Genomic DNA, 22,482 nt, shown 5'->3' with positions numbered 1-22,482 from the left:
CGCCCCTCAGGGGGGTTGGTCGGTGGTGCCGCTCCCTGAGGGGAAGCGCTTTCCAGAGCCCTATGGCGGAACGCCCGCGGGCGCCCCGCCGTCAGGCGGAGATCACGCGGACGTCGCCGGCCGCCACCGTGACCGGGTCGCCGCCGGGCGGGGTCACGACGGCGTCCTCGCCCGTGTGGTTGACGGCGAACAGGTAGGAGCGGCCGTCCGCGTGCGAGCGCCGTACGACCTCGACCCCGGCGGGGGCGGCCGCGACGGGTTCGACGCCCGCCTCCGTCGCGACGGCGGCGATGACCTCGGCCAGGCCGTCGTCGTCGAGTCTGGTCGTGAGGTAGTGCGCGAACCCGTCGCCCCACTCGTTGCGGGTCCAGGCGGGCTCTCCGGTGGCGTACGTGTCGAGGACCTTCGCGCCGGCGGCGTGCGCCACCTCGCTCCAGGCGGTCCCCGACGCGCCCGAGGTCAGCGCGATCGGCCCGTCGAGGGGGAAGAACTCCTCCACGCTCACCCCGAGCAGGTCGCGCCACGCCCCGGGGTAGCCGCCGAGCCGCACGCGGTCGTGCTCGTCCACGATCCCGCTGTACGGGCCCACGAGCGCGACCCCGCCCCGCTCCACGAACCGCGCCAGGTTGGCCGCCCCCGTGTCGCTCACCAGGTAGAGCGCGGGGACCAGCACCAGGCGGTAGCCGGTCAGGTCGCCCTCGGGGCGGGCCAGGTCGCAGGTGACGCCGGCCCGCCAGAGCGCGGCGTGCCAGCGCTTGGCCTCCTCCACCGGGTCCATGTCCACGGAGGGCTGGGCCGGGTGGTCCTGGGCCCAGACGCTGGAGTGGTCGAGGAGGATCGCGACGTCGGCGCTGACGGTGCTGCCCGCCACGTCGGCGAGCCCGGCCAGCTCGGCGCCGAGCGCGGTCACCTCCCGCCAGATCTTGGTGTCGGTGCCCGCGTGCGGCAGCATCGCCGAGTGCCACTTCTCGGCGCCTGCGCGGGAGGCCCGCCACTGGAAGTACATGATCCCGTCCGCACCCCTGGCCAGGTGGGTCAGGGAGTTGCGGCGCAGCTCGCCGGGGGCCTTGGCGCGGTTGCGCGGCTGCCAGTTGACGGCGCTGGTCGAGTGCTCCATCAGCAGCCAGGGCCGGCCGCCGTTGAGCGAGCGGGCGTAGTCGGCGGCGAAGGCCAGGTCGATGTGCGGCTCCGCGCGGGCGCCGATCAGGTAGTGGTCGGTGGAGACCACGTCCATCTCGGCGGCGAAGGCCCAGCAGTCCATGTCCCAGTGCGCGCCCGCCATCAGGTTGGTGGTCGCGGGCACGTCCGGGGTGATCTTCCTGAGCAGGTCGCGCTCGGCGGTGTAGAGCTCGATGAGCGCGTCGGAGCTGAAGCGGCGGAAGTCGAGCTGCTGGCCGGGGTTGGGGAAGGTGGGGGTGGCGCGCGGCGGCAGGATCTGGGCCCAGTCGCCGTAGCGCTGGGACCAGAAGGCGGTGCCCCAGGCGTCGTTGAGCGCGTCGAGCGAGGTGTGGTGCGAGCGCAGCCAGGCGCGGAAGGCCGCCGCCGAGGTGTCGCAGAAGCAGCGCGCGTTGTGGCAGCCGTACTCGTTGTGCACGTGCCACAGGGCCAGCGCCTCGTGGTCCCGGTAGCGCGTGGCCAGCTGCTCGGCGATGCGCAGCGCCTTCTCGCGGTAGATCGGCGAGCTGGGGCAGAAGCCCTGCCTGCTGCCGTAGGTCAGCCGACGCCCGTCGGCGTCCACCGGCAGCGCCTCCGGGTAGGTGTCCCCGAACCAGGGCGGCGGCGCGGCGGTCGGCGTGGAGAGGTTGGCCTTGATCCCGTTCGTGGCCAGCAGGTCCATCACGCGGTCGAACCAGCCGAAGTCGAAGACCCCCTCGGCCGGCTCCAGCAGCGACCAGGAGAAGATGCCGACGCTGACCCGGTTGACGCCGGCCGCACGCATCAGCGCGACGTCCTGCTCCCACGTCTCCTCGGGCCACTGCTCTGGATTCCAGTCCCCGCCATAGGCGATGACGTCCGGCATGAAACCTGCCTTTCGCAAGTCTGTTAGCGCTCACAGCGTGTTACGTCAGCGTTTACGGGGGATTAAAACGTTCCTCACGCGCGTCGCACAAGGCCCGGCTCGCCGCCCCGGGCGGGTTCCCGCTGATCAACAGGGGTGATTGTGCAGGCAGGCCCGCCGAATCCAGGTGTGACCCGTGACACGGGGGTTATCTTAACGTTATGAAAAGCGGGGAAAGCGGTCTCCGTACGCATCCCGATACAAACGTTTTACTCGACACCCGCACAACTCCGCCCACTCCAGACCCGGAAACACCGCTCCACCGGTACCGCGACTGGCGCCCCAGTCGTTAGTACGTTTTAATTGGTCCCCATGGCCATGGTCAGCATCAAGGACGTCGCCGCACACGCCGGCGTCTCCCCGGGCACGGTCTCCAACGTACTGAACCGGCCCGGAAAAGTCGCGCCCGCCACCCGGGAGCGGGTGGAGGCGGCGATCAGCGAGCTGGGGTTCGTCCGGCACGGCTCGGCCTCGACGCTGCGCGCCGGGCACAGCAGGACGATCGGCCTGAGCGTGATCGACATCGGCAACCCGTTCTTCACCGAGGTCGCGGCCGGGGTCGAGGACGTGGCCAGCGAGCTCGGCTACGCGGTCATCCTGGGCAACTCGGCGGGCTCGCAGGACAAGGAGGAGCGCAACCTGCGGGTGCTGGCCGAGCAGCGGGTGCGCGGCGTGCTGATCACCCCCTCCGGCGAGGACCCGGGCCGGCTCGACCGGCTGCGCGAGCGCGGCATCAGCGTCGTCCTGGTCGACCACCCGGCGCACCGGCCCGACCAGTGCGCGGTGGCCGTGGACGACGTCGCGGGCGGCCGGGCCGCGGTCACCCACCTGCTGGCCAAGGGCGCGCGCACCGTCGCCTACGTGACGGGCCCGATGACGATCAGGCAGTGCGTGGAGCGCTGGGAGGGCGCCAAGGCCGCGATGCGGGGCGCCGGGCTCGACCCCGGCGACCTGAAGGTGGCCGAGACCGCGACGATGACGGCCCGCGCGGGCGAGAAGGCGGCCGCCGACCTGATCGAGAACGGCCTGCCCGAGGCCGTGTTCTGCGCCAACGACCTGCTCGCGCTCGGCGTGCTGCGCGCGCTGCTGCGGTCGGGCGTGCGGGTGCCGGAGGACGTGGCGCTGATGGGCTACGACGACATCGACTTCGCCGCCGCCTCCACCGTCTCGCTCAGCTCGATGCGGCAGCCGACCTACCAGCTCGGCCGGATCGCCACCGAGCTGCTGCTGGACGAGTGCGACAACCCGGACACGCACGCGCACCAGCACATCATGTTCCAGCCCGAGCTCGTCGCCAGGGAGTCCACACAATGAGCCGCCGTTTCGCCGCCGTCGACCTCGGGGCCTCCAGCGGCCGGGTGATGCTGGCCGACCTCTCCGACGGCCTGGAGCTGATCGAGGTCCGCCGCTTCCCCAACGAGCCGGTGACCGAGGCGGGCCGCCTCCACTGGGACATCACCGGCCTCTACTCGGAGATCCTCGACGGCCTGCGCGACGCGGGCCCGGTGTCGTCCATCGGCGTGGACTCGTGGGCGGTCGACTACGGGCTGCTCGACGAGTCGTACCGGCTGATGGGCAACCCGGTGCACTACCGCGACGACCGCACGCGAGGGGTGGCCGAGCGGGTGGCCGCGTCGGTCGGGGCGGAGACCCTGTACGACGTGTCCGGGCTGCAGGTGCTGCCGTTCAACACGATCTACCAGCTGCTGGCCGACCGGCTCGACGGGGCCGTGACGATGCTGCTGATCCCCGACCTGATCGGCTACTGGCTCACCGGCGAGGTGGGCGCGGAGGTGACCAACGCCTCGACGACCGGGCTGCTCGACGTGCGCACCAGGTCGTGGGCGTTCCCCCTGATCGAGCAGCTCGGGCTGCCGGCCGGGCTGTTCCCGCCGCTGCGCCAGCCCGGCGAGGCGGTCGGAAAGCTGCGCCGGCACGTGGCCGACGTGGTCGGCTGGTCGGCGCCCGTCACGGCGGTCGGCTCGCACGACACGGCCTCGGCCGTGGCCGCCGTGCCCGCCTCCGGTCCGGCGTTCGCCTACATCTCGTGCGGCACGTGGTCGCTGGCCGGGGTGGAGCTGCCGGAGCCCGTCCTGACGCCCGAGAGCCGCGCAGCGAACTTCACCAACGAGGCCGGCATCGACGGCACCGTCCGCTACCTGCGCAACGTCATGGGGCTGTGGCTGCTGCAGGAGTGCCTGCGCGCCTGGCCGGGCTCCGACCTGCGCGAGCTGCTGAAGGCGGCGGCGGGCGAGCGGCCGTTCGCGGCCGTGGTCAACCCGGACGAGCCGGTGTTCCTGCCGCCGGGCGACATGCCGGCCAGGATCGCCGCCGAGTGCCGCCGCACGGGGCAGGAGCCGCCGTCGTCCCCGGCCGCGTACGTGCGGTGCGTGCTGGAGAGCCTGGCGCTCGGGCACCGGCTGGCCGTGCGGCAGGCGATGGAGCTGTCCGGGCGCGACGTCGAGGTCGTCCACCTGGTGGGCGGCGGCTCGCGCAACGAGCTGCTGTGTCAGCTCACCGCGGACGCCTGCGGGCTACCGGTGGTGGCCGGGCCCGCGGAGGCGACCGCGCTCGGCAACGTGCTCGTGCAGGCGCGCTCGGCGGGGCTCGTCTCGGACCTGGCGGAGATGCGCTCGCTGGTCGCCGCCTCCCAGCCGCTGCGCCGCTACGAGCCCTCCGGCGATCCCCAGGCATGGGAGAAGGCCGCCGCGCGCCTCGCCTGACCCCCTTCGACCTGCGGGTTTTCGCCTCCCGGGAGCAGGGCAGAAACCCCGCCAGGGGTTTCGGGGGGCATTATGGACATGCGTTGGCCGCTGCTGCGGCAGCTGACCGGCGAGGACCGCAGCGGGCGGGGAGCGGCGGTGAAGTCGGCCAGGACGGCGGCGCTGCGCGCCCGCACGGCCACGGCCGACCGGGTGGTCAAGTCGATCTGCCCGTACTGCGCGGTGGGCTGCGCCCAGAACGTGTACGTACGGGATGAACGGGTCGTCCAGATCGAGGGCGACCCCGACTCCCCCATCAGCCGCGGCCGGCTGTGCCCCAAGGGCGCGGCCAGCCTCCAGCTCACCACCGCGTCCGGCCGCCGGCACAAGGCGCTCTACCGCCCGCCGGGCGGGGCCGACTGGCAGGAGATCGACCTCGACACGGCCATGGACATGGTGGCCGACCGGGTCATCGCCACCAGGCGCGAGACCTGGGAGTGGGAGCGGGACGGCAAGCGCACCGCCAGGACCCTGGGCATCGCCAGCCTGGGCGGCGCGACGCTGGACAACGAGGAGAACTACCTCATCAAGAAGCTGCTGACGGCGCTCGGCGTGGTGCAGATCGAGAACCAGGCCCGCGTCTGCCACAGCTCCAGCGTGGTCGGGCTCGGCACGTCGTTCGGCCGGGGCGGGGCCACCACGTTCATGCAGGACCTGCAGCACTCCGACTGCGTGGTCATCCAGGGCTCCAACTTCGCCGAGGCGCATCCGGTCGGCTTCCAGTGGGTGATGGAGGCCAAGGCGCGCGGCGCGGTGATCATCCACATCGATCCGCGCTTCACGCGCACGAGCGCGCTGGCCGACCTGCACGTGCCCATCCGCGCGGGCTCCGACGTGGCCTTCCTCGGCGGGATCATCAACCACGTGCTGGACAACGACCTGTACTTCCACGAGTACGTGGTCAATTACACCAACGCGGCCACCATCCTGCGGGAGGACTACCGCGACGCCGAGGACCTCGACGGCGTGTTCTCCGGCTTCGACCCGGAGACCCGCGTCTACGACGACGAGACCTGGCAGTACGAGGGGATGACGGTCTCCCCGGCCTCCGGCGCGCGGGACATGGACTACGAGCGGCGGGTGGGCAAGCTGCCGCCGGGCCGCTCCGAGATGCTCGGCGCCACCGGCCTGCCGATGGACGGGACGCCGCAGCGCGACGAGACGCTGAGCCACCCGCGCTGCGTCATGCAGGTGCTGCGCCGCCACTTCGCCCGCTACACCCCGGAGATGGTGGAGCGGGTGTGCGGGGTGCCGCTCGAGCTGTTCCAGCGGGTGTGCCGGCATCTGACGGACAATTCCGGCCCGGACAAGACCGCCGAGTTCGTCTACGCGGTGGGCTGGACGCAGCACAGCGACGGCGCGCAGTTCATCAGGGCGGCGAGCATCCTGCAGCTGCTGCTGGGCAACCTGGGCCGGCCCGGCGGCGGCATCCAGGCGCTGCGCGGGCACGCCAGCATCCAGGGCTCCAGCGACGTGCCCACGCTGTTCAACCTGCTGCCTGGTTACATCCCGATGCCGCACGCGCACGAGGACCTGAGCCTGCGCAAGTTCCTGCGGGCCGACTCGCCGCACAAGGGCTGCTGGGCGAACATGTCCGCGTACCTGATCAGCCTGCTCAAGGCGTGGTGGGGCGAGTCGGCCCAGCCGGACAACGACTTCAGGTTCGGCTACCTGCCCAGGCTGACCGGGTCGCACAGCACGTACGACACCGTGCTGGCGCAGCTCGACGGCGTCTGCAAGGGCTACTTCCTGCTCGGCGAGAACCCCGCGGTCGGCTCGGCCAACACCCGGATGCAGCGCCTGGGCATGGCGAACCTCGACTGGCTGGTGGTCCGCGACTTCAACCTGATCGAGAGCGCCACCTGGTGGAAGGACGGCCCGGAGATCGAGACGGGCGAGCTGATCACCGAGGACATCGGCACCGAGGTGTTCTTCTTCCCCGCGGCCTCGCACACCGAGAAGAGCGGCAGCTTCACCAACACCAACCGGCTGCTCCAGTGGCACCACCAGGCGGTCGAGCCGGCCGGTGACGCGCGCAGCGACCTGTGGTTCATGTACCACCTGGGGCGGATCATCCGGGAGAAGCTGGCGGGCTCGGCCGATCCGATGGACGCGCCGGTGCTCGAGCTCACCTGGGACTACCCCCTCGTGGGCGAGCTGTCGGAGCCGTCCGCGGAGGCTGTGCTGGCGGAGATCAACGGCTGGGGCCCCGATCGGCGGCCTTTGTCCGGGGCCGGCGAGCTCAAGGACGACGGCTCCACGGCGTGCGGCTGCTGGATCTACTGCGGCGTGCACGCCGGCGGCGTCAACCGGGCCGCCCGCCGCAAGCCGCACACCGAGCAGGACTGGATCGCCGCCGAATGGGGGTGGGCCTGGCCGGCGAACCGGCGGATCCTCTACAACCGGGCCTCGGCCAGGCCGGACGGCAGCCCGTGGAGCGAGCGCAAGAAGCTCGTCTGGTGGGACGCGGACGCGGGCCGGTGGACCGGGTTCGACGTGCCGGACATCGACGTGGACAAGGACCCCGGCTTCCGGCCCGCGGAGGACGCGCAGGGCGTGGCGGCGCTGTCCGGGACCGATCCGTTCGTCATGCAGGCCGACGGGAAGGGCTGGTTGTTCGCCCCGTCGGGGGTGGTGGACGGGCCGCTGCCGACGCACTACGAGCCGCAGGACTCGCCGGTGGCCAACCCGCTCTACGGCCACCAGCGCAACCCGGCGCGCAAGGTCTATCCGCACGAGGACAACCGCTACCAGCCGAGCGGCGACGAGCCGGGCGCGTCGGTCTACCCGTACGTGGTGACGACGTACCGGCTGACCGAGCACTTCACGGCGGGCGGGATGAGCCGGCACACGCCGTACCTGGCGGAGCTGCAGCCGGAGATGTTCTGCGAGGTGTCGCCGGAGCTGGCCGCCGAGCGCGGCCTCGTGCACGGCGACTGGGCCACGATCGTCACGGCGCGCAACGCCATCGAGGCCAGGGTCATGGTCACCGACCGAATGCCGTCGCTGCGCCTGGACGGGAAGGTGCTGCACCAGATCGGGCTGCCGTTCCACTACGGGCCCAACGGCCTGGCCAGGGGCGACGCGGCCAACGAGCTGTCGGCGATCTCGCTGGACCCCAACTCCCACATCCAGGAGGTCAAGGCCCTGGCGGCCGACATCCGGCCCGGGCGGCGGCCGCGCGGGCCGGCGCTGCCGGAGCTGGTCAGGTCCTACCAGGAGCGCGCGGGCATCGGCGCCGGCACGGGGACGGAGGCGTGATGGGCCGCGTGGGGTTCTTCACCGACACCAGCATCTGCATCGGCTGCAAGGCGTGCGAGGTGGCCTGCAAGGAGTGGAACGCCGTCCCCGAGGACGGCCTGGCCTTCACCGGCATGTCCTACGACAACACCGTGACCCTGGGCTCCGACACCTGGCGGCACGTCGCGTTCGTCGAGCAGCGCCGGCCGCTCGGTAACCAGGAGCCCGGGGTCGGCGACATGGACTTCCGCTGGCTGATGGCCTCCGACGTGTGCAAGCACTGCACGGAGGCGGCCTGCCTGGACGTGTGCCCGACGGGCTCGCTGTTCCGCACCGAGTTCGGCACGGTCGTGGTGCAGCAGGACATCTGCAACGGGTGCGGCTACTGCGTGCCCGCCTGCCCGTTCGGTGTGATCGGCAAGCGGGAGAGCAGCGGCGTGGCCGCCAAGTGCACCATGTGCTACGACCGGCTGGGCGACGGGCAGGAGCCCGCGTGCGCCAAGACGTGCCCGACGGACTCGATCCAGTTCGGGGACCTCGACGAGCTGCGCGAGCGGGCCAAGCACAGGCTCGAGCAGGTGCGCGCGGCGGGGACGGCCTCCGCCCGCCTGTACGGGCACGACCCGGGCGACGGGGTGGGCGGCATGGGGGCGTTCTTCCTGCTGCTGGACGAGCCCGAGGTGTACGGCCTGCCGCCCGATCCCGTGGTGACCACGAGGGATCTGCCGTCGATGTGGCGGCACGCGGGGGTCGCGGCGCTCGCCCTGCTGGCGGGCGTGGCGGCGACGGCGCTGCCGATCTGGAGGAGGCGGGGATGACCAGTCAGACCGACGTGCGCCTGGACGGCTCGGCCGAGCTGCGCACCGAACGCGAGGCCACGCCGGGCTCCGCGGGCGACCGGCGCGAGCGGCGCAGGCCGCCGGAGGCGGGCCCAGAGAAGGGCCCGGAGAAGAGCCCAGAGAAGAGCTACGACTCCTACTACGGCCGGCCGGTGCTCAACGAGCCGACGTGGCAGGAGCACGACATCGCCGGCTACCTCTTCCTGGGTGGCCTGGCCGGCGCGTCGTCCACGCTGGCCGCCGTCGCCGAGCTCACCGGCAGGCCGCGCCTGGCCCGGGTGGGCAGGGTGGCCGCGCTGTGCGCGCTGGGCGGCTCGTTCTACTCGCTGATCCACGACCTGGGGCGGCCCGAGCGGTTCATCAACATGCTGCGGGTGTTCAAGGTGACCTCGCCGATGAGCGTCGGCACGTGGATCCTCACGGCGTACGGCCCGCAGGCCGTGTGCGCCGGGGCCGCCGACCTGTCCGGGCGCCTGCCCAGGCTGGGCCGGGCCGCCACGGTCGGGGCGGGCCTGGTGGGGCCCGCGGTGGCCACCTACACCGCCGCGCTGATCTGCGACACCGCCGTGCCCGCCTGGCACGAGGGGTTCCGCGAGATGCCGTTCCTGTTCGCCGGCTCGGCCGCGGCGGCGGCGGGCGGGCTCGGGATGCTGGCCGCGCCGCTGTCGGAGGCGGGTCCGGCCCGCCGGGTGGCGATGCTGGGCGCGGCCGTCGAATGCGTGGCCGCCACCCGGATGGAGCGGCGGCTGGGGCCGCTGGCCGAGCCGCTCAAGCGCAGCCCGCTGCTGCGCGCGGGCGAGGCGCTGTCGCTCGCGGGCGCGCTGGCCGGGGTGACCGTCGGCCGGCGCAGCAGGATCGCGGCCGTGGCGGCGGGCGCGGCCCTGCTCGCGGGCTCCGCGTGCACCCGGTTCGGGATCTTCCGCGCCGGGATGGAGTCCGCGAACGACCCCAAGTACACCGTCCAGTGGCAGCGGAGGAAGCTCGCATGAGCCGCAAAGTCATCGCCTACCTGCCGTTCTTCGGCATCGTCCTGGTCACCTGCGTGGCTTCCTGGCTGGCGGGCAGGACCGCTCCCGAGGGCCTGATCCGGGGACGTACGATCAGCAGATGACCGAAAAGACCGAAACCACGCCTGGATGGCTCTCGCGCGACGAACTCGAGTCGGTGCGGGGCCAGCTGCCCATCCTCTACGTCGACGCCGTGCCGGTGCGGGTCGACGACACCGGCGTGGTCACCCGCGTCGGCCTGCTGCTGCGCATCGCGTCAGACGGCACGGTCAGCCGGGCGCTGGTCTCGGGACGGGTGCTGCACCACGAGCGGATCCGCGACGCGCTCCTGCGTCATCTGGAGAAGGATCTCGGCCCCGTGGCGCTCCCCCACATCCCCGCTTCCCCTCAGCCGTTCACCGTCGCCGAGTACTTCCCCACGCCCGGCGTCACCCCCTACCACGACCCCCGCCAGCACGCCGTCTCCCTGGCCTACATCGTTCCCGTCGCGGGCGACTGCCGGCCCCGGCAGGACGCCCTGGACCTGGAGTGGTTCACCCCGGAGGACGCCGCGTCCCTGGCGGTGCAGCAGGAGATGACCGGCGGGCAGGGCGTGCTGCTCAAGCAGGCCCTCGCCTACGTCGGCTGCCTGCCCTGATCGGACGGCGCTGATCAGACGGCGCTGCGGAAGGAGAGGGAGCGGCCGCCCGCGTCGAACTCGGCGCGGGCCGTGACCCGCTTCCCGCTCCCGCCGGGCAGCGCGAAGCCGACCGAGATCGCCGTTCCCGGGTCCACGCGCGGCATCGTGCGGGCCCGCGCGCGGTTCAGGCCCAGCTCGACCTCGCGCCAGGGCACCGACGAGCCGTTGTACAGCGTCACCACGACCTGGCCGCCGGTGATCTCGGTCTTCAGCCCGTACGGGATCCGCGGGTCCGGGCCGATCGAGTCGTCCAGCAGGCTCACCAGCTCGTCCACCAGCTCCAGCCGCTCCGCCGCCAGGTCGCGGCGCTCCCCCGGGTCGGTGGCCAGGTCGTACAGCTCGACCCGGCCTTCCGGCCCGGCGCCCGCGATGTGCGGCGCGAAGCGGACCAGCTTCCACCGGCCGCGGCGGATCGCCTGGGCCTTGCGGGGCCGGTTCCACACCAGGCGGTCGTGCTTGGGGGCGCCGGCGCCGGTGAGCAGGCCGCGGAAGGACAGGCCGTCGAGGTGCGCGGGCACCGGCACGCCGGCCAGGTCCGCGAGGGTCGGCAGCACGTCCCACGAGGCCACCGGCTGTTTCACCACGCGCGGGCGTAACGCGGGCGACCAGGCGATCAGCGGCACGCGGATGCCGCCCTCGTACACGTCGCGTTTGTCCCCGCGCCAGGGCCCGTTGGAGTCGAACAGCTCCGGCGTCACGCCCTTCTCGCTGTGCGGCCCGTTGTCGCTGGTGAACAGCACGAGCGTGCGCTCCGCGACACCGGCCGCGCGTAACTCCCGCACCAGCGTGGCCACGTCGGCGTCGAGCCGGGCCACCTGCGCGGCGTGCCGCCGGTTCGGGCCGCTCCACGGCCGGTTCTCGTAGCGCCCGGCGTCGCCGGGGATGACGCTCGGCGAGTGCGGCAGGTTGGTGGGGAAGTAGAGCAGGAACGGGTCGTCGCCGCCGCGCCGGATGAACTCGACTGCCCGCTCGCGGAACAGGTCCGGTGCGTACTGCCTGCCGTCGAGGCGCACCTTGGCGCCGTTGTGCCACAGGTACTTGGGGAAGTACTGGTGGGCGTGGGCGTGGCCGATGTAGCCGAAGAACTCCTCGAAGCCGCGCTCGTTCGGGTGCGAGGCCTGGCCCGGCAGCTCGGGACCGAAGCCCCACTTGCCGAAGCAGGCCGTGCGGTAGCCGGACAGGCGCAGCAGCTCGGCGAAGGTGAGGTCGGCGTCGGTCAGCGAGCGCTGCGGCCCGCCCTCCGGGTTCTCGCGTACGGTGCCGTGACCCGCGTGCAGCCCGGTGAGCAGCGCGCAGCGCGACGGCGCGCAGAGCGGCGCCCCGGAGTAGGCGGTCTCGAAGCGCACACCCTCGGCCGCCAGCCGGTCCAGGTTGGGGGTGCTGATCAGGCGCTGTCCCTGGCTGCCGATCTCCCCCCAGCCCAGGTCGTCGGCCAGGATCACGACGATGTTGGGCCGTGAAGGCAGACCGGCCGACGCCAGAGCGGGTGAAGGCCCAGAAGTGGGCAGGGTGAGGCCGGCGAGACTTCCGGCGAGCAGGGTGCGGCGCGAGGGCCCGTCGATCACGAACCGCAACCTATCGGAGCCCAAGGCGAATAGGAGACAAATCGCAGCTGAACTTCCGTCACCGCGTGTAGCCCCACAGGCGGCAGATCTCGCGCAGCTCGTCGGGCACCTCGTCCACCGACGGCAGGGGGCGGCCCGCGACGACCGTCCCGGTGCGGATCTTGTCGCGCCAGTCGCCGATGCCCTTGACGAAGCCGCCGTGGTCCTTGTCGCCGTAGGAGAGCATGGCCGGCTCGAACTCCACGCCCAGGAAGAGGCAGAGCCGCCGCAGCTCGCGCTCGGGGTCGGCGACCAGGTCCTCGTAGCGCAGGGTCAGCCCGTCGAGGTGGGTGCGGGCCTCCTCCAGGTACGTCATGTAGCTCAGCGTGCGCGGCACGGCCTCCTCCATGGGCCGCCTTTCCGGGTCGGCCTCGTGCCAGGACTGCACGATGGACATGGGGTGGCGCAGCAGGAAGAGGAAGCGCGCGTCGGGCCAGCAGGTGGCGATGCGCCGCCAGGCGAACACGTTGCTCGGCGTCTTCTCCGCCAGCACCGGCTTGCCGCTGCGGGTCAGCTCGCGGTGCAGCAGCCGGTCCCACACGATGTGCTCGATGTCGCTGTGGGTGTGGCCGAGCGCCTCCATGGCCTGCCGTACGGGCTCGGTGCCGAGCCCGACCGTGAGCCGCCTGAAGTGCGTCTCGATGGGCGAATGCACCTGGGAGTGGCTGTTCAGCATGACCCGCAGGAGCGTGGACCCCGACCGTACGGACGACAGCAGGAAGACCGGCTCGCGCAGCAGCCGGTCGTGCGCGGGATCGGCGGGCGGCCGCACCTCGTCGCCGGGCAGCCGCTGCATCACCAGCGGCGGCGGTGGCGGCGGCTTCGGCGGCTGCTTCCGCGGCCGCCGCGTCAACGTGTATCCCGTCAGGCCCTCCAACGTCGTGTTGGCCCGGTACCTCCAGCTCATGGCCCACAAAGGTAGAGACAGCCCGTGAACCCCAGGTGAATCCGGGCTGTGAACCTCACCCGCGCTTGTGGACGACCCGCTCGTGCACGACCGCGTACGTGTTGCGCAGCGCCGCCATCGACTCGTCGTAGGAGGCCTGCGCGACCCCGGTGAACAGGCAGTCCACCACCATGAGCTGGGCGATGCGGCTGCCCAGCGCGCCCGAGCGGAACTTCGTCTCCCGCGCGGCCGTCGTGAGCGTCACGTCGGCGGCCCGGGCCAGCGGCGAGTCGTGGAAGTTCGTGATGGCCACGGTCGAGGCGCCCGACTTGCGGGCGATCGACAGGAACTCGACCGTGTCCACGGTGGCGCCCGTGTGGGACACGGCGACCGCCACACAGCCGGAGTCGAGCGTGGCCGCCGACGTCCAGGCCGAGTGGGAGTCGTGCCAGTTGATCGCGGTACGGCCGATGCGCGACAGCTTCTGGTGCAGGTCGAGCCCCACGAGGGAGCTCGCGCCCACCCCGAAGCTGTCGATCCGCCGGGCCGCCAGCAGCAGCGACACGGCGGTGGCCAGCGCCTCCATGTCCAGCGAACGGGCCGTGTCGGCGATGGACAGCGTCTCGTTCATGGCCACCTTGGAGACGATGCCCTCCAGGCTGTCGTACCGGTCGATGTCGCCGGACGCCTCCGGCAGGCTCGACGTGGCCAGCTCCTCGCGCGCCACCGCCCTGGCCAGGTCGATCCTGAGGTCCTTGTAGTGGGCGTAGCCCATGCGCTGGTAGAAGCGCACCACGGAGGTCGTCGAGGTCGCGCAGCGGGCGGCCAGCTCGGCGATGGACAGGTTGGCGGCCCGGGCCGGATCGCCGACGAACTCCTCCGCGATCCGCCGCTCCGACGGCCTCAGCGCGGGCATGGCGGCCCGGATGCGGATCAGCACGGTCCCGTCGTCCTCGGACATCCTCACCCATCCCCGCAACGGAAAGAAAGTACCCCAGTGGTAGGGTCTGCGTAATTTTATGACCGACTCCCCCCAGGAGACCAACATGCCCCGTGGCGCACTCTCCGCGGTCGGCATCGCCGCTGCGCTGTCCGTCGCCCTCACCAGCTGCTCGTCATCCTCGTCCTCATCCTCTGGGCCCGCCCCGAGCACCGGCGGCGCGGCCTCCGGCAAGACCCTCGTGGTCGGCGTGACCACCGACCCGGACACGCTCTTCCCGTGGAAGGCCACCCAGTTCCAGGCCGTCAACGTGCTGCAGAACCTGTACGGGACGCTCACGGAGTTCGACAAGGACCTGAACGTGGTCCCCGGGCTGGCCGAGTCGTGGCAGACCTCGGACGACGGCAAGAAGCTCACCCTCAAGCTGAGACAGGGCGTCACGTTCGCCGACGGCAGCGCGTTCGACTCCCAGGACGCGAAGTCGTCGCTGGAGAAGATCATGGACGAGAAGACGGCGGCCGTGGCCAGGGCGTCGCTGTCGTCGGTGAAGTCGGTCGAGGCGCCCGACACGGGCACCGTGGTGCTGGAGCTGACCGGGCCCGACGCCGCGCTGCCGGCCAACCTGGCCACGGTCAACATGGCGATGCTCTCCTCCGACGACACCGAGGAGAAGCTCAACACCACGCCGAACGGCACCGGGCCGTTCAAGCTGCGCAACCGCGTGGCGAGCCAGTCGATCACGCTGGCCAGGAACGACGCGTACTGGGGCGGCGAGAAGCCCAAGGTGGCCACGGTCGAGTTCCGGGTGATCCCCGACGAGTCGTCCATCGTCTCGGCCATGCAGTCGGGCAACGTGCAGCTCGCGGTCTTCAACGACCCGCTCGTCGCGCAGACGGCGCAGGGCGGCGGCACGCTCACCGTGACCAAGACGCCGCAGCTCAACTACCACGTGCTCCAGCTCAACGCGCAGCACGGCGACCTCAAGGACGTCAACGTGCGCCTGGCGATCCAGTGCGCGATCGACCGCAAGCAGGTGCTCGACACCGCCGCGCTCGGCGAGGGCGAGGTGACCGGGCCGATCACCGCCCCAGCGTTCAAGTCGGACCCGAACAAGCGCCCCTGCCCGGCCCGCGACCTGGCCAAGGCCGCCGAGTACCTCGGCAAGGCGGGCAAGTCCGGCGGGGTGACCGTCAAGACCATCGTCTCCCAGGGCGAGTACGCGACCTCGGTCAACGAGGCCCAGAACCTCAAGGCCCAGCTCGCCGAGGCCAAGATCAACCTGGAGCTGGAGGTGCTGGAGTCGGGCGCGTTCGTGGACCGCTGGGTGGCCGCCGACTTCGACGCGGCCGTGGCGCTCAACGGCGGCCGCCCCGACCCGGACGGCTCCTACGGCCGCTACTTCACCAGCAAGGGCAACCTGAACAAGGTCGCCGGCTACAGCTCGCCCGAGATGGACAAGCTGTTCGCCGAGGGCAAGGCGACGACCGACCAGGCCGCCCGCAAGGCGATCTACGAGCAGGTCTCGGCGAAGCTGGAGGAGAACGCCCCCTGGATCTGGCTGTTCTCCGGCTACACCTACACCGCCACGGCCTCCGGCGTGCAGGGCTTCGTGCCGATGGCCAGCGGCTCGCTGCAGTATCTGCGGACCACCTCCGTCAGCTGATGAGACGTATGCGCAACCGCGTCATCAGCACGGTGGGCACCCTGTTCGGGGTGGCCGTGCTGGTGTTCGTCATGCTGCGGGCGATCCCCGGCGACCGGATCACGGCGGGGCTCGGCACCGAGGCCGCCGCGCTCACGCCCGCCCAGCGGCAGGCCCTGGAGCAGTACTACGGGCTCGACCAGCCGCTGATCGCGCAGTTCTTCTCGTGGCTGGGCAACATGTTCACGGGGAACTTCGGCTACTCGGCCCGCCAGCAGCAGAGCGTGCTCGACCTGACCCTGCACTCGCTGCCGGTGACGTTCGAGCTGGCGGTGCTCTCGATCGTGCTGGCGCTGCTGATCGGAGTGCCGCTGGGCATGCTGGCGGCCTCCAGGGCCAACTCCCCCAGGGATGCTCTCGGCCAGCTGGTGAGCCTGGCGGGGCTGTCGGTCCCGGCGTTCCTGCTGGCCACGGCGCTGCTGTCGATCTTCGCGGCGTCGTTCGGGTTCAACCCCAACGGGCAGGGCTTCGCCATGCTCTTCGACGATCCGCTGCTCAACCTACAGCAGATGTTCCTGCCGGCGTTGGTGCTCGGCTTCGGCATCGCGGCGCCGATCCTGCGCACCACCCGCACGGCGGTGCTGGAGGTGCGCTCGGACGACTTCGTCCGCACCGCCCGCGCCAAGGGCGTTCCGGAGCGGCGGCTGCAGGTCAGGCACGTGCTCGGCAACGCGCTCGTGCCGATCGTGACCATGACCGGCCTGCAGTTCGGCTACCTGCTCGGCGGCGCGGTCGTGGTGGAGCAGATCTTCTCCGTGCCGGGCGTCGGCCGGCAGGTGCTGCTGGGCATCCAGCAGAAGGAGTACGCGGTCGTGCAGAGCACGGTGCTGGTGATCGCGCTGGCGTTCGTGCTGGTCAACCTGCTTACGGACGTGCTCTACCGGGTCATCGACCCGAGGGTGAGGGTCTCGTGAGGAGGAGTCCCGCCCTGGTGGCGGGGTCGGTGATCCTCGTGCTGCTGGCGATCGTGGCGGCGCTGTCGTACGCCGGGCTGCTGCCGTACGACCCGGTCGCGCAGCACCCGCCCTCCCGGTTCGGGGCGCCGTCCGGCGCGCACCTGTTCGGCACCGACCAGTTCGGCCGGGACGTGTTCTCCCGGGTGGCGGCCGGGGTCGGCAACTCGGCGCTCATCGCGGTCGTCGCCGTGGTGTTCGCGACCGTGGCGGGCACGCTGGGCGGGCTCGTGTCCGGCTTCTACCGCGGCGTCGCCGACGGCGCGATCGGCGGGGTCACGAACGTGCTGTTCGCGTTCCCGCCGCTGCTGCTGGCGCTGTCGCTGGCGTCGGTGCTGGACCGGAACTGGTTCACGATCGCCGTGGCCATCGCCATCGTGTACGTGCCCATCTTCGTCCGCGTCACCCGGGGCCCGGTGCTGTCGCTCAGGGAGATCGAGTACGTGAAGGCGGCCGTCTCGACCGGTATGAGCCGCTGGCAGATCATGCTCCGGCACGTCCTGCCGAACATCACCTCGATCGTCATCGTCCAGGTCGCCCTGTCGCTGTCGTGGGCGGTGCTGACCGAGGCGTCGCTGAGCTTCCTGGGCCTGGGCACGCCGCCGCCCGCGCCGTCACTGGGCTCGATGATCTTCGAGGCGCGCAGCCTGGTCTTCGTGGCACCGTGGACGCTGATCGCGCCGGGCGCGCTCGTCGTGCTGCTGGTGGTAGGCCTCAACCTGCTCGGCGACGGTCTGCGTGACACCTTCGACCCGCGAGGAAGACGATGAGAATTCTTGGGATGATCTCCGGCACGTCGCACGACGGGATCGACGTGGCCGTGGTGGACTTCGAGCTCGTCGGCGGCCTGCTCGAAGGCCGGGTGGGTCACACGGCGAGCACGCCGTACCCGGCCGAGCTGCGGGCCCGGCTGATCGCGGCGCTGCCGCCGGCCGAGACGACGCTGGCCGAGGTGTGCGTGCTCGACACGCTCATCGGGCAGAGCTTCGCCGAGGCCGCCGCGTCGGCGATCGCGCTGGGCGGGCCCGTCGACCTGATCGTCTCGCACGGGCAGACGGTGTTCCACTGGGTGGAGGGCACGCACGCGCTCGGCACGCTGCAGATCGGCCAGCCCGCGTGGATCGCCGAGCGGACCGGCGTCCCGGTGCTGTCGGACGTACGCGTCCGGGACATCACGGCGGGCGGGCACGGGGCGCCGCTGGTGTCGGTGCTGGACGGGCTGCTGCTGCGGGCCCACGAGGGCGGGGCGGCGGCGCTCAACCTGGGCGGCATCGCGAACATGACCGTGGTGCGCGGCGGCGAGCTGTACGCCTACGACATCGGGCCCGCGAACGCGCTGATCGACGCGGTGGTCACGAGCAGAGGGCTGAACGAGCGGGGCTTCGACGCGGACGGGCGGATCGCGGCCTCGGGCCGGGTGGACGAGCGGCTGCTGGAGGTGCTGCTGGACGAGCCGTACTACGCGCTGGCGGCCCCCAAGAGCACCGGCAAGGAGCTGTTCCACCTCGGGTACGTGGAGGCCGCCCTGGCCCGGGCGGGAGGCGCGCCCGGAGACGCCGACCTGGTGGCGACGCTCACCGAGCTGACCGTCCGGACGGTGGCCCGGGACGTGCGGGCCGCCGGGGTGGGCGCGCTGGTCGTCTCGGGCGGCGGCTGCCGCAACCCCGTGCTCATGGACGGGCTGCGGGCCGCGCTGCCCGGCGTGGACGTGGCGCCATCCGACGACTACGGGGCCCCGTCCGACGACAAGGAGGCCATCGCGTTCGCGCTGATCGGCTGGCTGACCGCGCACGGCCTGCCCGGCACGGCGCCGGGCGGGACGGGCGCCCGGGAGGCCCGCATCCTCGGCACGCTGACGCCCGGCGCGGGGCCGCTCGCGCTGCCGGCGCCGGTCGCCGAGCCGCCCCGCTCGCTGGTGCTCACGCGATGAGCTCTCCTGACCACGGTGTCCCGGTAAGCGCCCCCGCGGGCGTGGTCATGGCCGCGCGGACGCCGTGGTTCGACCTCGCCGAGTGCGCCGGTCACCGGACCGTGCGCCGGGAGGACGGCCGGCTCGTCGGCGACGCGCCGATGACGCTGGACACCTGCCACGACCTCGCCTCGGTCACGAAGGTCGTGGCCACCACGACGGCGCTCATCCGGCTGGTGTCCGACCGGCTGGTGGACCTGGACGCGCCGCTGAGCGCGTACCTCGCCCACTCGTACGAGGCGATCACCGTGCGGGACCTGCTCCTGCACCGCGGCGGGCTGTGGGAGTGGTGGCCGCTCTACATCCAGCCGGCGCCGCCGCCCCCGCGCTACCGCCCCGGCCGCGCCCGCCACTACTCCGACCTCGGCTTCGTCCTGCTCGGCCGGATCGTCGAGACCGTCACCGGCCTGAGCCTGGACCGGGCCGTGACCGAGCTGGTCACCGAGCCGCTCGGCCTCGGCTCGACCGGGTACGGCCGCCCGGCGGGCCCCGAGGTGGCCATGAGCGCCCTGGACGACCGGATCGAGATGGCCATGCTCGACACCGGCCGGCCGTATCCCGTGCCGTACCGCAGCTCCGACTTCGCGCGCTGGCGGCGCGGGCCGGTGCTCGGCGAGGTCGCCGACGGCAACGCCCATCACGCCTTCGGCGGGGTCGCGGGGCACGCCGGGCTGTTCTCGACCGTGCCGGACCTGCTCGCCTACGGCCTGGCGATGTCCCGGTACGAGGAGCACGACCGGCTGTGGCGGCCCGAGGTGGCCGAGGAGTTCTTCACCCCCGGCCCCGACGCCGGGCAGGCTCTGGGGTTCCGCACGTACGAGCTGCAGCTGTGGGACGAGACCGTCACCGTGCTCGGCCACCCCGGCTACGTCGGCTGCGCGGTCGGCTTCGTGCCCGGCCGCGACATCGCCCTGGCCCTGGCGAGCAACCGCCTGCTCGTCGAGGGCGACCCCACCCCCACCGACGCCCTCTGGGGCGGGCTGCTGCAGACCATCACGCAACGATCGAGGACCGCATGACCCCCCTCCTGGAGATCCGTGACCTCTCGGTCGCCTTCCGCACCCGCAGGCAGGACGTCACCGTCGTCAAGGGCGTCTCGATGGAGATCCTGCCCGGCCAGACCGTCGCGGTGGTCGGCGAGTCGGGCTCCGGCAAGTCCACCACGGCCGCCGCCGTCAACCGGCTGCTGCCGGACAACGGCCGCATCACCGGCGGCCGGATCATGTTCGACGGCCGCGACCTGACCGGGCTCTCCGGGCGCGAGATGACCGCGATCCGCGGCGCGGGCATCGGCCTGGTCCCCCAGGACCCCATGTCGAACCTCAACCCGCTCATGCGCGTCGGCGACCAGATCGCCGAGGCGCTCGAGGTCCACGGCGTGGCCACCGGCAAGGCGGCCCGGGCCCGCGTGCTCGAACTGCTGGACCTCGTCGGCATCCCCGACGCGGCCCGCCGGATCGGCCAGTATCCGCACGAGTTCTCCGGCGGCATGCGCCAGCGCGCGCTGATCGCCATGGGGCTGGCCTGCCGGCCGAAGCTGCTCATCGCCGACGAGCCCACCTCCGCGCTGGACGTGACCGTGCAGCGGCGCATCCTCGACCAGCTCGAACAGCTCACCGCCGAGATGGGCACGGCCGTCCTGCTCATCACGCACGACCTGGCGCTGGCGGCGGAGCGGGCCGACGTGGTGGCCGTCATGCACGACGGCCGGATCGTCGAGACCGGGCGGGCGGCGGAGATCCTCGCCGAGCCCGCGCACGAGTACACCAGGCGGCTGCTGAACGCCGTGCCGAGCCTGTCGTCGGTCCGCGTGGCGGAGCCTTCTCAGGAGAGCGAGGACCTGGTGATGGTCGAGGGCCTGCGCAAGGTGTTCCCGATCAGGGGCACGGGCGAGGAGCTGACCGCGGTGGACGGGGTCTCGTTCCGGATCCCGAAGGGCCGTACCGTCTCGATCGTGGGCGAGTCGGGCTCGGGCAAGTCGACCACCGCGAACCTGCTGCTCGGCCTCGACGACCTCACCTCCGGCAGCATCCGCTTCGACGGCACGGACCTGGCGGCGCTCGGCAGGCGGGAGCTGTTCGCCTTCCGGCGGCGGGTCCAGCCGGTGTTCCAGAACCCGTACGCCTCGCTCGACCCCCGCTACCCGGTCGGGAAGTCCATCGCCGAGCCGCTGCGCGTGCACCGCGTCGGCACCGCGGCCGAGCGCCGGAAGGCCGCGGCCGAGCTGCTGGAGAAGGTGTCGCTGCCCGCGTCCATGGCCGACCGGCTGCCGCACGAGCTGTCCGGCGGCCAGCGCCAGCGGGTGGCCATCGCGCGGGCGCTGGCGCTCTCGCCCGAGCTGGTCGTGCTGGACGAGGCCGTCTCGGCGCTCGACGTGCTGGTGCAGGCGCAGATCCTGGAGCTGCTCGCCGGGCTGCAGCGCGAGCTCGGGCTGAGCTACCTGTTCATCAGCCACGACCTGGCCGTCGTACGGATGATCTCGCACGAGGTGCACGTCATGAGCGGCGGGCGGATCGTGGAGAGCGGCACCGCCGAGGACGTCTTCGACCGCCCGTCCGCGGACTACACCCGCGAGCTGCTCGCGGCGATCCCCGGCAACAGGTAGGTTGGAAATTCGGACTCTCTCGGAGGTGAGCATGCCCAGGGAATGCTCGATCGCCAACGCGCTGACGGTCGTCGGCGAGCGCTGGAGCCTGCTGGCCATGCGGGAGGTCCTGCTGGGCGTGCGACGCTTCGACCAGATCGCCCGCAACACCGGCGCCAGCCGCGACATCCTCACCACCAGGCTGCGCAAGCTGGAGGAGGTCGGGCTGCTGGAGCGCGAGCTGTACGAGTCGCACCCGCCGCGCTACGAGTACGTGCTGACCGAAGCCGGGCGGGCGCTGCACTCGGTGCTGCTGTCGCTCATGGACTGGGGCGACCGGTACGTCACGAAGGGCGAGCCGCCGACGGTGTGGCGGCACAGCTGCGGCGAGCCGCTGGAGCCGCTCATGGTGTGCGCGCACTGCCGCGAGCCCGTACACGTAGAGGACATGTCCGTTATACGCGTACACCAGCCGCAGTAGGCCCTTCACCCGTCACAGTGGAGGGGTGAAGATCCTCCTGGTTCAGCCCCCTCACTGGTCTCCCGACGGCCACGCCAACTTCGACGCGATCGAGGAGCTCGTCACCGCCCGTTCGGGCGACGTGGTGCTCCTGCCCGAGCTGGCGGGCGCCAGCCTGCCCCGTGCCGAATACCTGGCCAGGGTGCGCGCCCTGGCCAAGGGGGCGGGGATGGCGGTCGTCGGCGGGTCCCACTACGACGGCCCGGTCAACCGGGGCGCCGTGTTCGACGCCGGGGGCGAGCTGCTGACGGAGTACGACAAGGTCCACCCCTACGACGTCGAGCTGCGCTCGGGCGTGGTCCCCGGCCTCCCGAGCGCTGGCTTCGAGCTGAACGGCCGCCGCCTGCACGTCCTGCTCTGCGCCGACCTGTGGTACTCGGCCAGCCTGGCCGGGCGCGACGGCCTCGACGCGGTGCTGGTGCCGGCCTTCTCGATCACCCGCTGGGACGGCCCCGCCCCGGCGCGCGAGCTGTGGCAGCACATGACCGTGGCGCGGGCGTACGAGTTCATGACGTACGTGGCGGTCAGCGACTGGCACCACGAGACCACCTACCACGGGCATCCCTGCGCGGGCGTCGCCGGATTCGCCAACCCCTGCCCGCGGACCCGCGCCGGCTTCTTCACCGGCACGGGCGACGACCCGGTCTCGGCCCACGACCTGGACTTCGACCGCCTGGACGCCTTCCGGCGCGACCGCGCGGACCGCGGCTTCCGGTAGGGCTGCCCGTGCTCGCCGCG

General features: G+C 72.1%; 19 protein-coding genes. 15 read left to right on the top strand and 4 right to left on the bottom strand.

Annotated elements, in window-relative coordinates; all coding sequences use genetic code 11:
- Positions 1–91: 91 nt before the first annotated feature.
- On the bottom strand, positions 92–2,020 hold the full coding sequence (locus ACIHFD_RS37275; RefSeq protein WP_397370982.1) for a beta-galactosidase: 1,929 nt from the start codon (positions 2,018–2,020) through the stop codon (positions 92–94).
- Positions 2,021–2,371: 351 nt separating this feature from the next.
- On the opposite strand from ACIHFD_RS37275, the gene ACIHFD_RS37270 reads away from it, so the two are divergent.
- The 7 genes from ACIHFD_RS37270 to ACIHFD_RS37240 all read left to right on the top strand — a co-directional run bounded on the left by ACIHFD_RS37270 (position 2,372) and on the right by ACIHFD_RS37240 (position 10,544).
- Entirely contained in the window at positions 2,372–3,373 is a 1,002-nt protein-coding gene (locus ACIHFD_RS37270) for a LacI family DNA-binding transcriptional regulator (protein ID WP_397370981.1), read from the top strand.
- On the top strand, positions 3,370–4,782 hold the full coding sequence (locus ACIHFD_RS37265; protein WP_397370980.1) for a rhamnulokinase family protein: 1,413 nt from the start codon (positions 3,370–3,372) through the stop codon (positions 4,780–4,782). Before ACIHFD_RS37270 ends, ACIHFD_RS37265 begins: the two co-directional genes overlap by 4 nt.
- A gap of 78 nt (positions 4,783–4,860) precedes the next feature.
- Positions 4,861–8,082, top strand: coding sequence for a formate dehydrogenase (fdh, locus tag ACIHFD_RS37260; RefSeq protein WP_397370979.1), 3,222 nt, complete (start codon positions 4,861–4,863; stop codon positions 8,080–8,082).
- Entirely contained in the window at positions 8,082–8,879 is a 798-nt protein-coding gene (locus tag ACIHFD_RS37255) for a 4Fe-4S dicluster domain-containing protein (RefSeq protein ID WP_397370978.1), read from the top strand. The genes fdh and ACIHFD_RS37255 overlap by 1 nt, the downstream gene beginning before the upstream one ends.
- Entirely contained in the window at positions 8,876–9,889 is a 1,014-nt protein-coding gene (gene nrfD / locus ACIHFD_RS37250; RefSeq protein WP_397370977.1) for an NrfD/PsrC family molybdoenzyme membrane anchor subunit, read from the top strand. Before ACIHFD_RS37255 ends, nrfD begins: the two co-directional genes overlap by 4 nt.
- Positions 9,886–10,011, top strand: a complete 126-nt coding sequence (locus tag ACIHFD_RS37245) for a hypothetical protein (protein ID WP_350727227.1) — start codon at positions 9,886–9,888, stop codon at positions 10,009–10,011. The genes nrfD and ACIHFD_RS37245 overlap by 4 nt, the downstream gene beginning before the upstream one ends.
- Positions 10,008–10,544: an NUDIX hydrolase family protein gene (locus ACIHFD_RS37240; protein ID WP_363972024.1), complete on the top strand. Its 537-nt coding sequence runs from the start codon at positions 10,008–10,010 to the stop codon at positions 10,542–10,544. The genes ACIHFD_RS37245 and ACIHFD_RS37240 overlap by 4 nt, the downstream gene beginning before the upstream one ends.
- Positions 10,545–10,558: 14 nt before the next feature.
- On the opposite strand, the gene ACIHFD_RS37235 is transcribed toward ACIHFD_RS37240, so the two are convergent.
- From ACIHFD_RS37235 to ACIHFD_RS37225, 3 genes are read right to left on the bottom strand one after another with little or no spacing between them, the layout of a single operon-like run.
- Positions 10,559–12,151, bottom strand: coding sequence for an arylsulfatase (locus tag ACIHFD_RS37235; protein WP_397370976.1), 1,593 nt, complete (start codon positions 12,149–12,151; stop codon positions 10,559–10,561).
- A gap of 58 nt (positions 12,152–12,209) precedes the next feature.
- Positions 12,210–13,097, bottom strand: a complete 888-nt coding sequence (locus ACIHFD_RS37230; RefSeq protein ID WP_397370975.1) for a sulfotransferase family protein — start codon at positions 13,095–13,097, stop codon at positions 12,210–12,212.
- Positions 13,098–13,152: 55 nt separating this feature from the next.
- Complete coding sequence (locus ACIHFD_RS37225) at positions 13,153–14,037, bottom strand: MurR/RpiR family transcriptional regulator (protein WP_364257552.1); 885 nt, start codon at positions 14,035–14,037, stop codon at positions 13,153–13,155.
- 85 nt (positions 14,038–14,122) lie between these two features.
- Between ACIHFD_RS37225 and ACIHFD_RS37220 the strand changes: the two genes are divergently transcribed.
- From ACIHFD_RS37220 to ACIHFD_RS37185, 8 genes are read left to right on the top strand one after another with little or no spacing between them, the layout of a single operon-like run.
- Positions 14,123–15,679: an ABC transporter substrate-binding protein gene (locus ACIHFD_RS37220; RefSeq protein ID WP_397370974.1), complete on the top strand. Its 1,557-nt coding sequence runs from the start codon at positions 14,123–14,125 to the stop codon at positions 15,677–15,679.
- Positions 15,680–15,687: 8 nt separating this feature from the next.
- Entirely contained in the window at positions 15,688–16,632 is a 945-nt protein-coding gene (locus tag ACIHFD_RS37215) for an ABC transporter permease (RefSeq protein WP_397370973.1), read from the top strand.
- Positions 16,629–17,441, top strand: a complete 813-nt coding sequence (locus ACIHFD_RS37210; RefSeq protein WP_355198520.1) for an ABC transporter permease — start codon at positions 16,629–16,631, stop codon at positions 17,439–17,441. The genes ACIHFD_RS37215 and ACIHFD_RS37210 overlap by 4 nt, the downstream gene beginning before the upstream one ends.
- A complete protein-coding gene (locus ACIHFD_RS37205; protein ID WP_397370972.1) occupies positions 17,438–18,601 on the top strand; it encodes an anhydro-N-acetylmuramic acid kinase in 1,164 nt (387 codons plus the stop codon). The genes ACIHFD_RS37210 and ACIHFD_RS37205 overlap by 4 nt, the downstream gene beginning before the upstream one ends.
- Positions 18,598–19,659: a serine hydrolase domain-containing protein gene (locus ACIHFD_RS37200; RefSeq protein ID WP_397370971.1), complete on the top strand. Its 1,062-nt coding sequence runs from the start codon at positions 18,598–18,600 to the stop codon at positions 19,657–19,659. Before ACIHFD_RS37205 ends, ACIHFD_RS37200 begins: the two co-directional genes overlap by 4 nt.
- On the top strand, positions 19,656–21,245 hold the full coding sequence (locus ACIHFD_RS37195) for an ABC transporter ATP-binding protein (RefSeq protein ID WP_397370970.1): 1,590 nt from the start codon (positions 19,656–19,658) through the stop codon (positions 21,243–21,245). Before ACIHFD_RS37200 ends, ACIHFD_RS37195 begins: the two co-directional genes overlap by 4 nt.
- A 31-nt stretch (positions 21,246–21,276) precedes the next feature.
- Positions 21,277–21,705, top strand: coding sequence for a helix-turn-helix domain-containing protein (locus tag ACIHFD_RS37190; RefSeq protein WP_355198590.1), 429 nt, complete (start codon positions 21,277–21,279; stop codon positions 21,703–21,705).
- Between the two features lie 25 nt (positions 21,706–21,730).
- Positions 21,731–22,462, top strand: coding sequence for a carbon-nitrogen hydrolase family protein (locus tag ACIHFD_RS37185; protein WP_355198513.1), 732 nt, complete (start codon positions 21,731–21,733; stop codon positions 22,460–22,462).
- Positions 22,463–22,482 lie beyond the last annotated feature (20 nt).

It is taken from the genome of Nonomuraea sp. NPDC051941, from assembly GCF_044593615.1.
This window is presented reverse-complemented; position numbering and strand designations above follow the sequence as displayed.

Coding starts and splice junctions, on each gene's coding strand:
- ACIHFD_RS37190 (WP_355198590.1), top strand. CDS start 21,277: ATGCCCAGGGAATGCTCGATCGCCAACGCGCTGACGGTCGTCGGCGAG.
- nrfD (WP_397370977.1), top strand. CDS start 8,876: ATGACCAGTCAGACCGACGTGCGCCTGGACGGCTCGGCCGAGCTGCGC.
- ACIHFD_RS37205 (WP_397370972.1), top strand. CDS start 17,438: ATGAGAATTCTTGGGATGATCTCCGGCACGTCGCACGACGGGATCGAC.
- ACIHFD_RS37270 (WP_397370981.1), top strand. CDS start 2,372: ATGGCCATGGTCAGCATCAAGGACGTCGCCGCACACGCCGGCGTCTCC.
- ACIHFD_RS37245 (WP_350727227.1), top strand. CDS start 9,886: ATGAGCCGCAAAGTCATCGCCTACCTGCCGTTCTTCGGCATCGTCCTG.
- ACIHFD_RS37195 (WP_397370970.1), top strand. CDS start 19,656: ATGACCCCCCTCCTGGAGATCCGTGACCTCTCGGTCGCCTTCCGCACC.
- ACIHFD_RS37220 (WP_397370974.1), top strand. CDS start 14,123: ATGCCCCGTGGCGCACTCTCCGCGGTCGGCATCGCCGCTGCGCTGTCC.
- ACIHFD_RS37255 (WP_397370978.1), top strand. CDS start 8,082: ATGGGCCGCGTGGGGTTCTTCACCGACACCAGCATCTGCATCGGCTGC.
- ACIHFD_RS37240 (WP_363972024.1), top strand. CDS start 10,008: ATGACCGAAAAGACCGAAACCACGCCTGGATGGCTCTCGCGCGACGAA.
- ACIHFD_RS37200 (WP_397370971.1), top strand. CDS start 18,598: ATGAGCTCTCCTGACCACGGTGTCCCGGTAAGCGCCCCCGCGGGCGTG.
- ACIHFD_RS37230 (WP_397370975.1), bottom strand. CDS start 13,097: ATGAGCTGGAGGTACCGGGCCAACACGACGTTGGAGGGCCTGACGGGA.
- fdh (WP_397370979.1), top strand. CDS start 4,861: ATGCGTTGGCCGCTGCTGCGGCAGCTGACCGGCGAGGACCGCAGCGGG.
- ACIHFD_RS37225 (WP_364257552.1), bottom strand. CDS start 14,037: ATGTCCGAGGACGACGGGACCGTGCTGATCCGCATCCGGGCCGCCATG.
- ACIHFD_RS37275 (WP_397370982.1), bottom strand. CDS start 2,020: ATGCCGGACGTCATCGCCTATGGCGGGGACTGGAATCCAGAGCAGTGG.
- ACIHFD_RS37215 (WP_397370973.1), top strand. CDS start 15,688: ATGCGCAACCGCGTCATCAGCACGGTGGGCACCCTGTTCGGGGTGGCC.
- ACIHFD_RS37265 (WP_397370980.1), top strand. CDS start 3,370: ATGAGCCGCCGTTTCGCCGCCGTCGACCTCGGGGCCTCCAGCGGCCGG.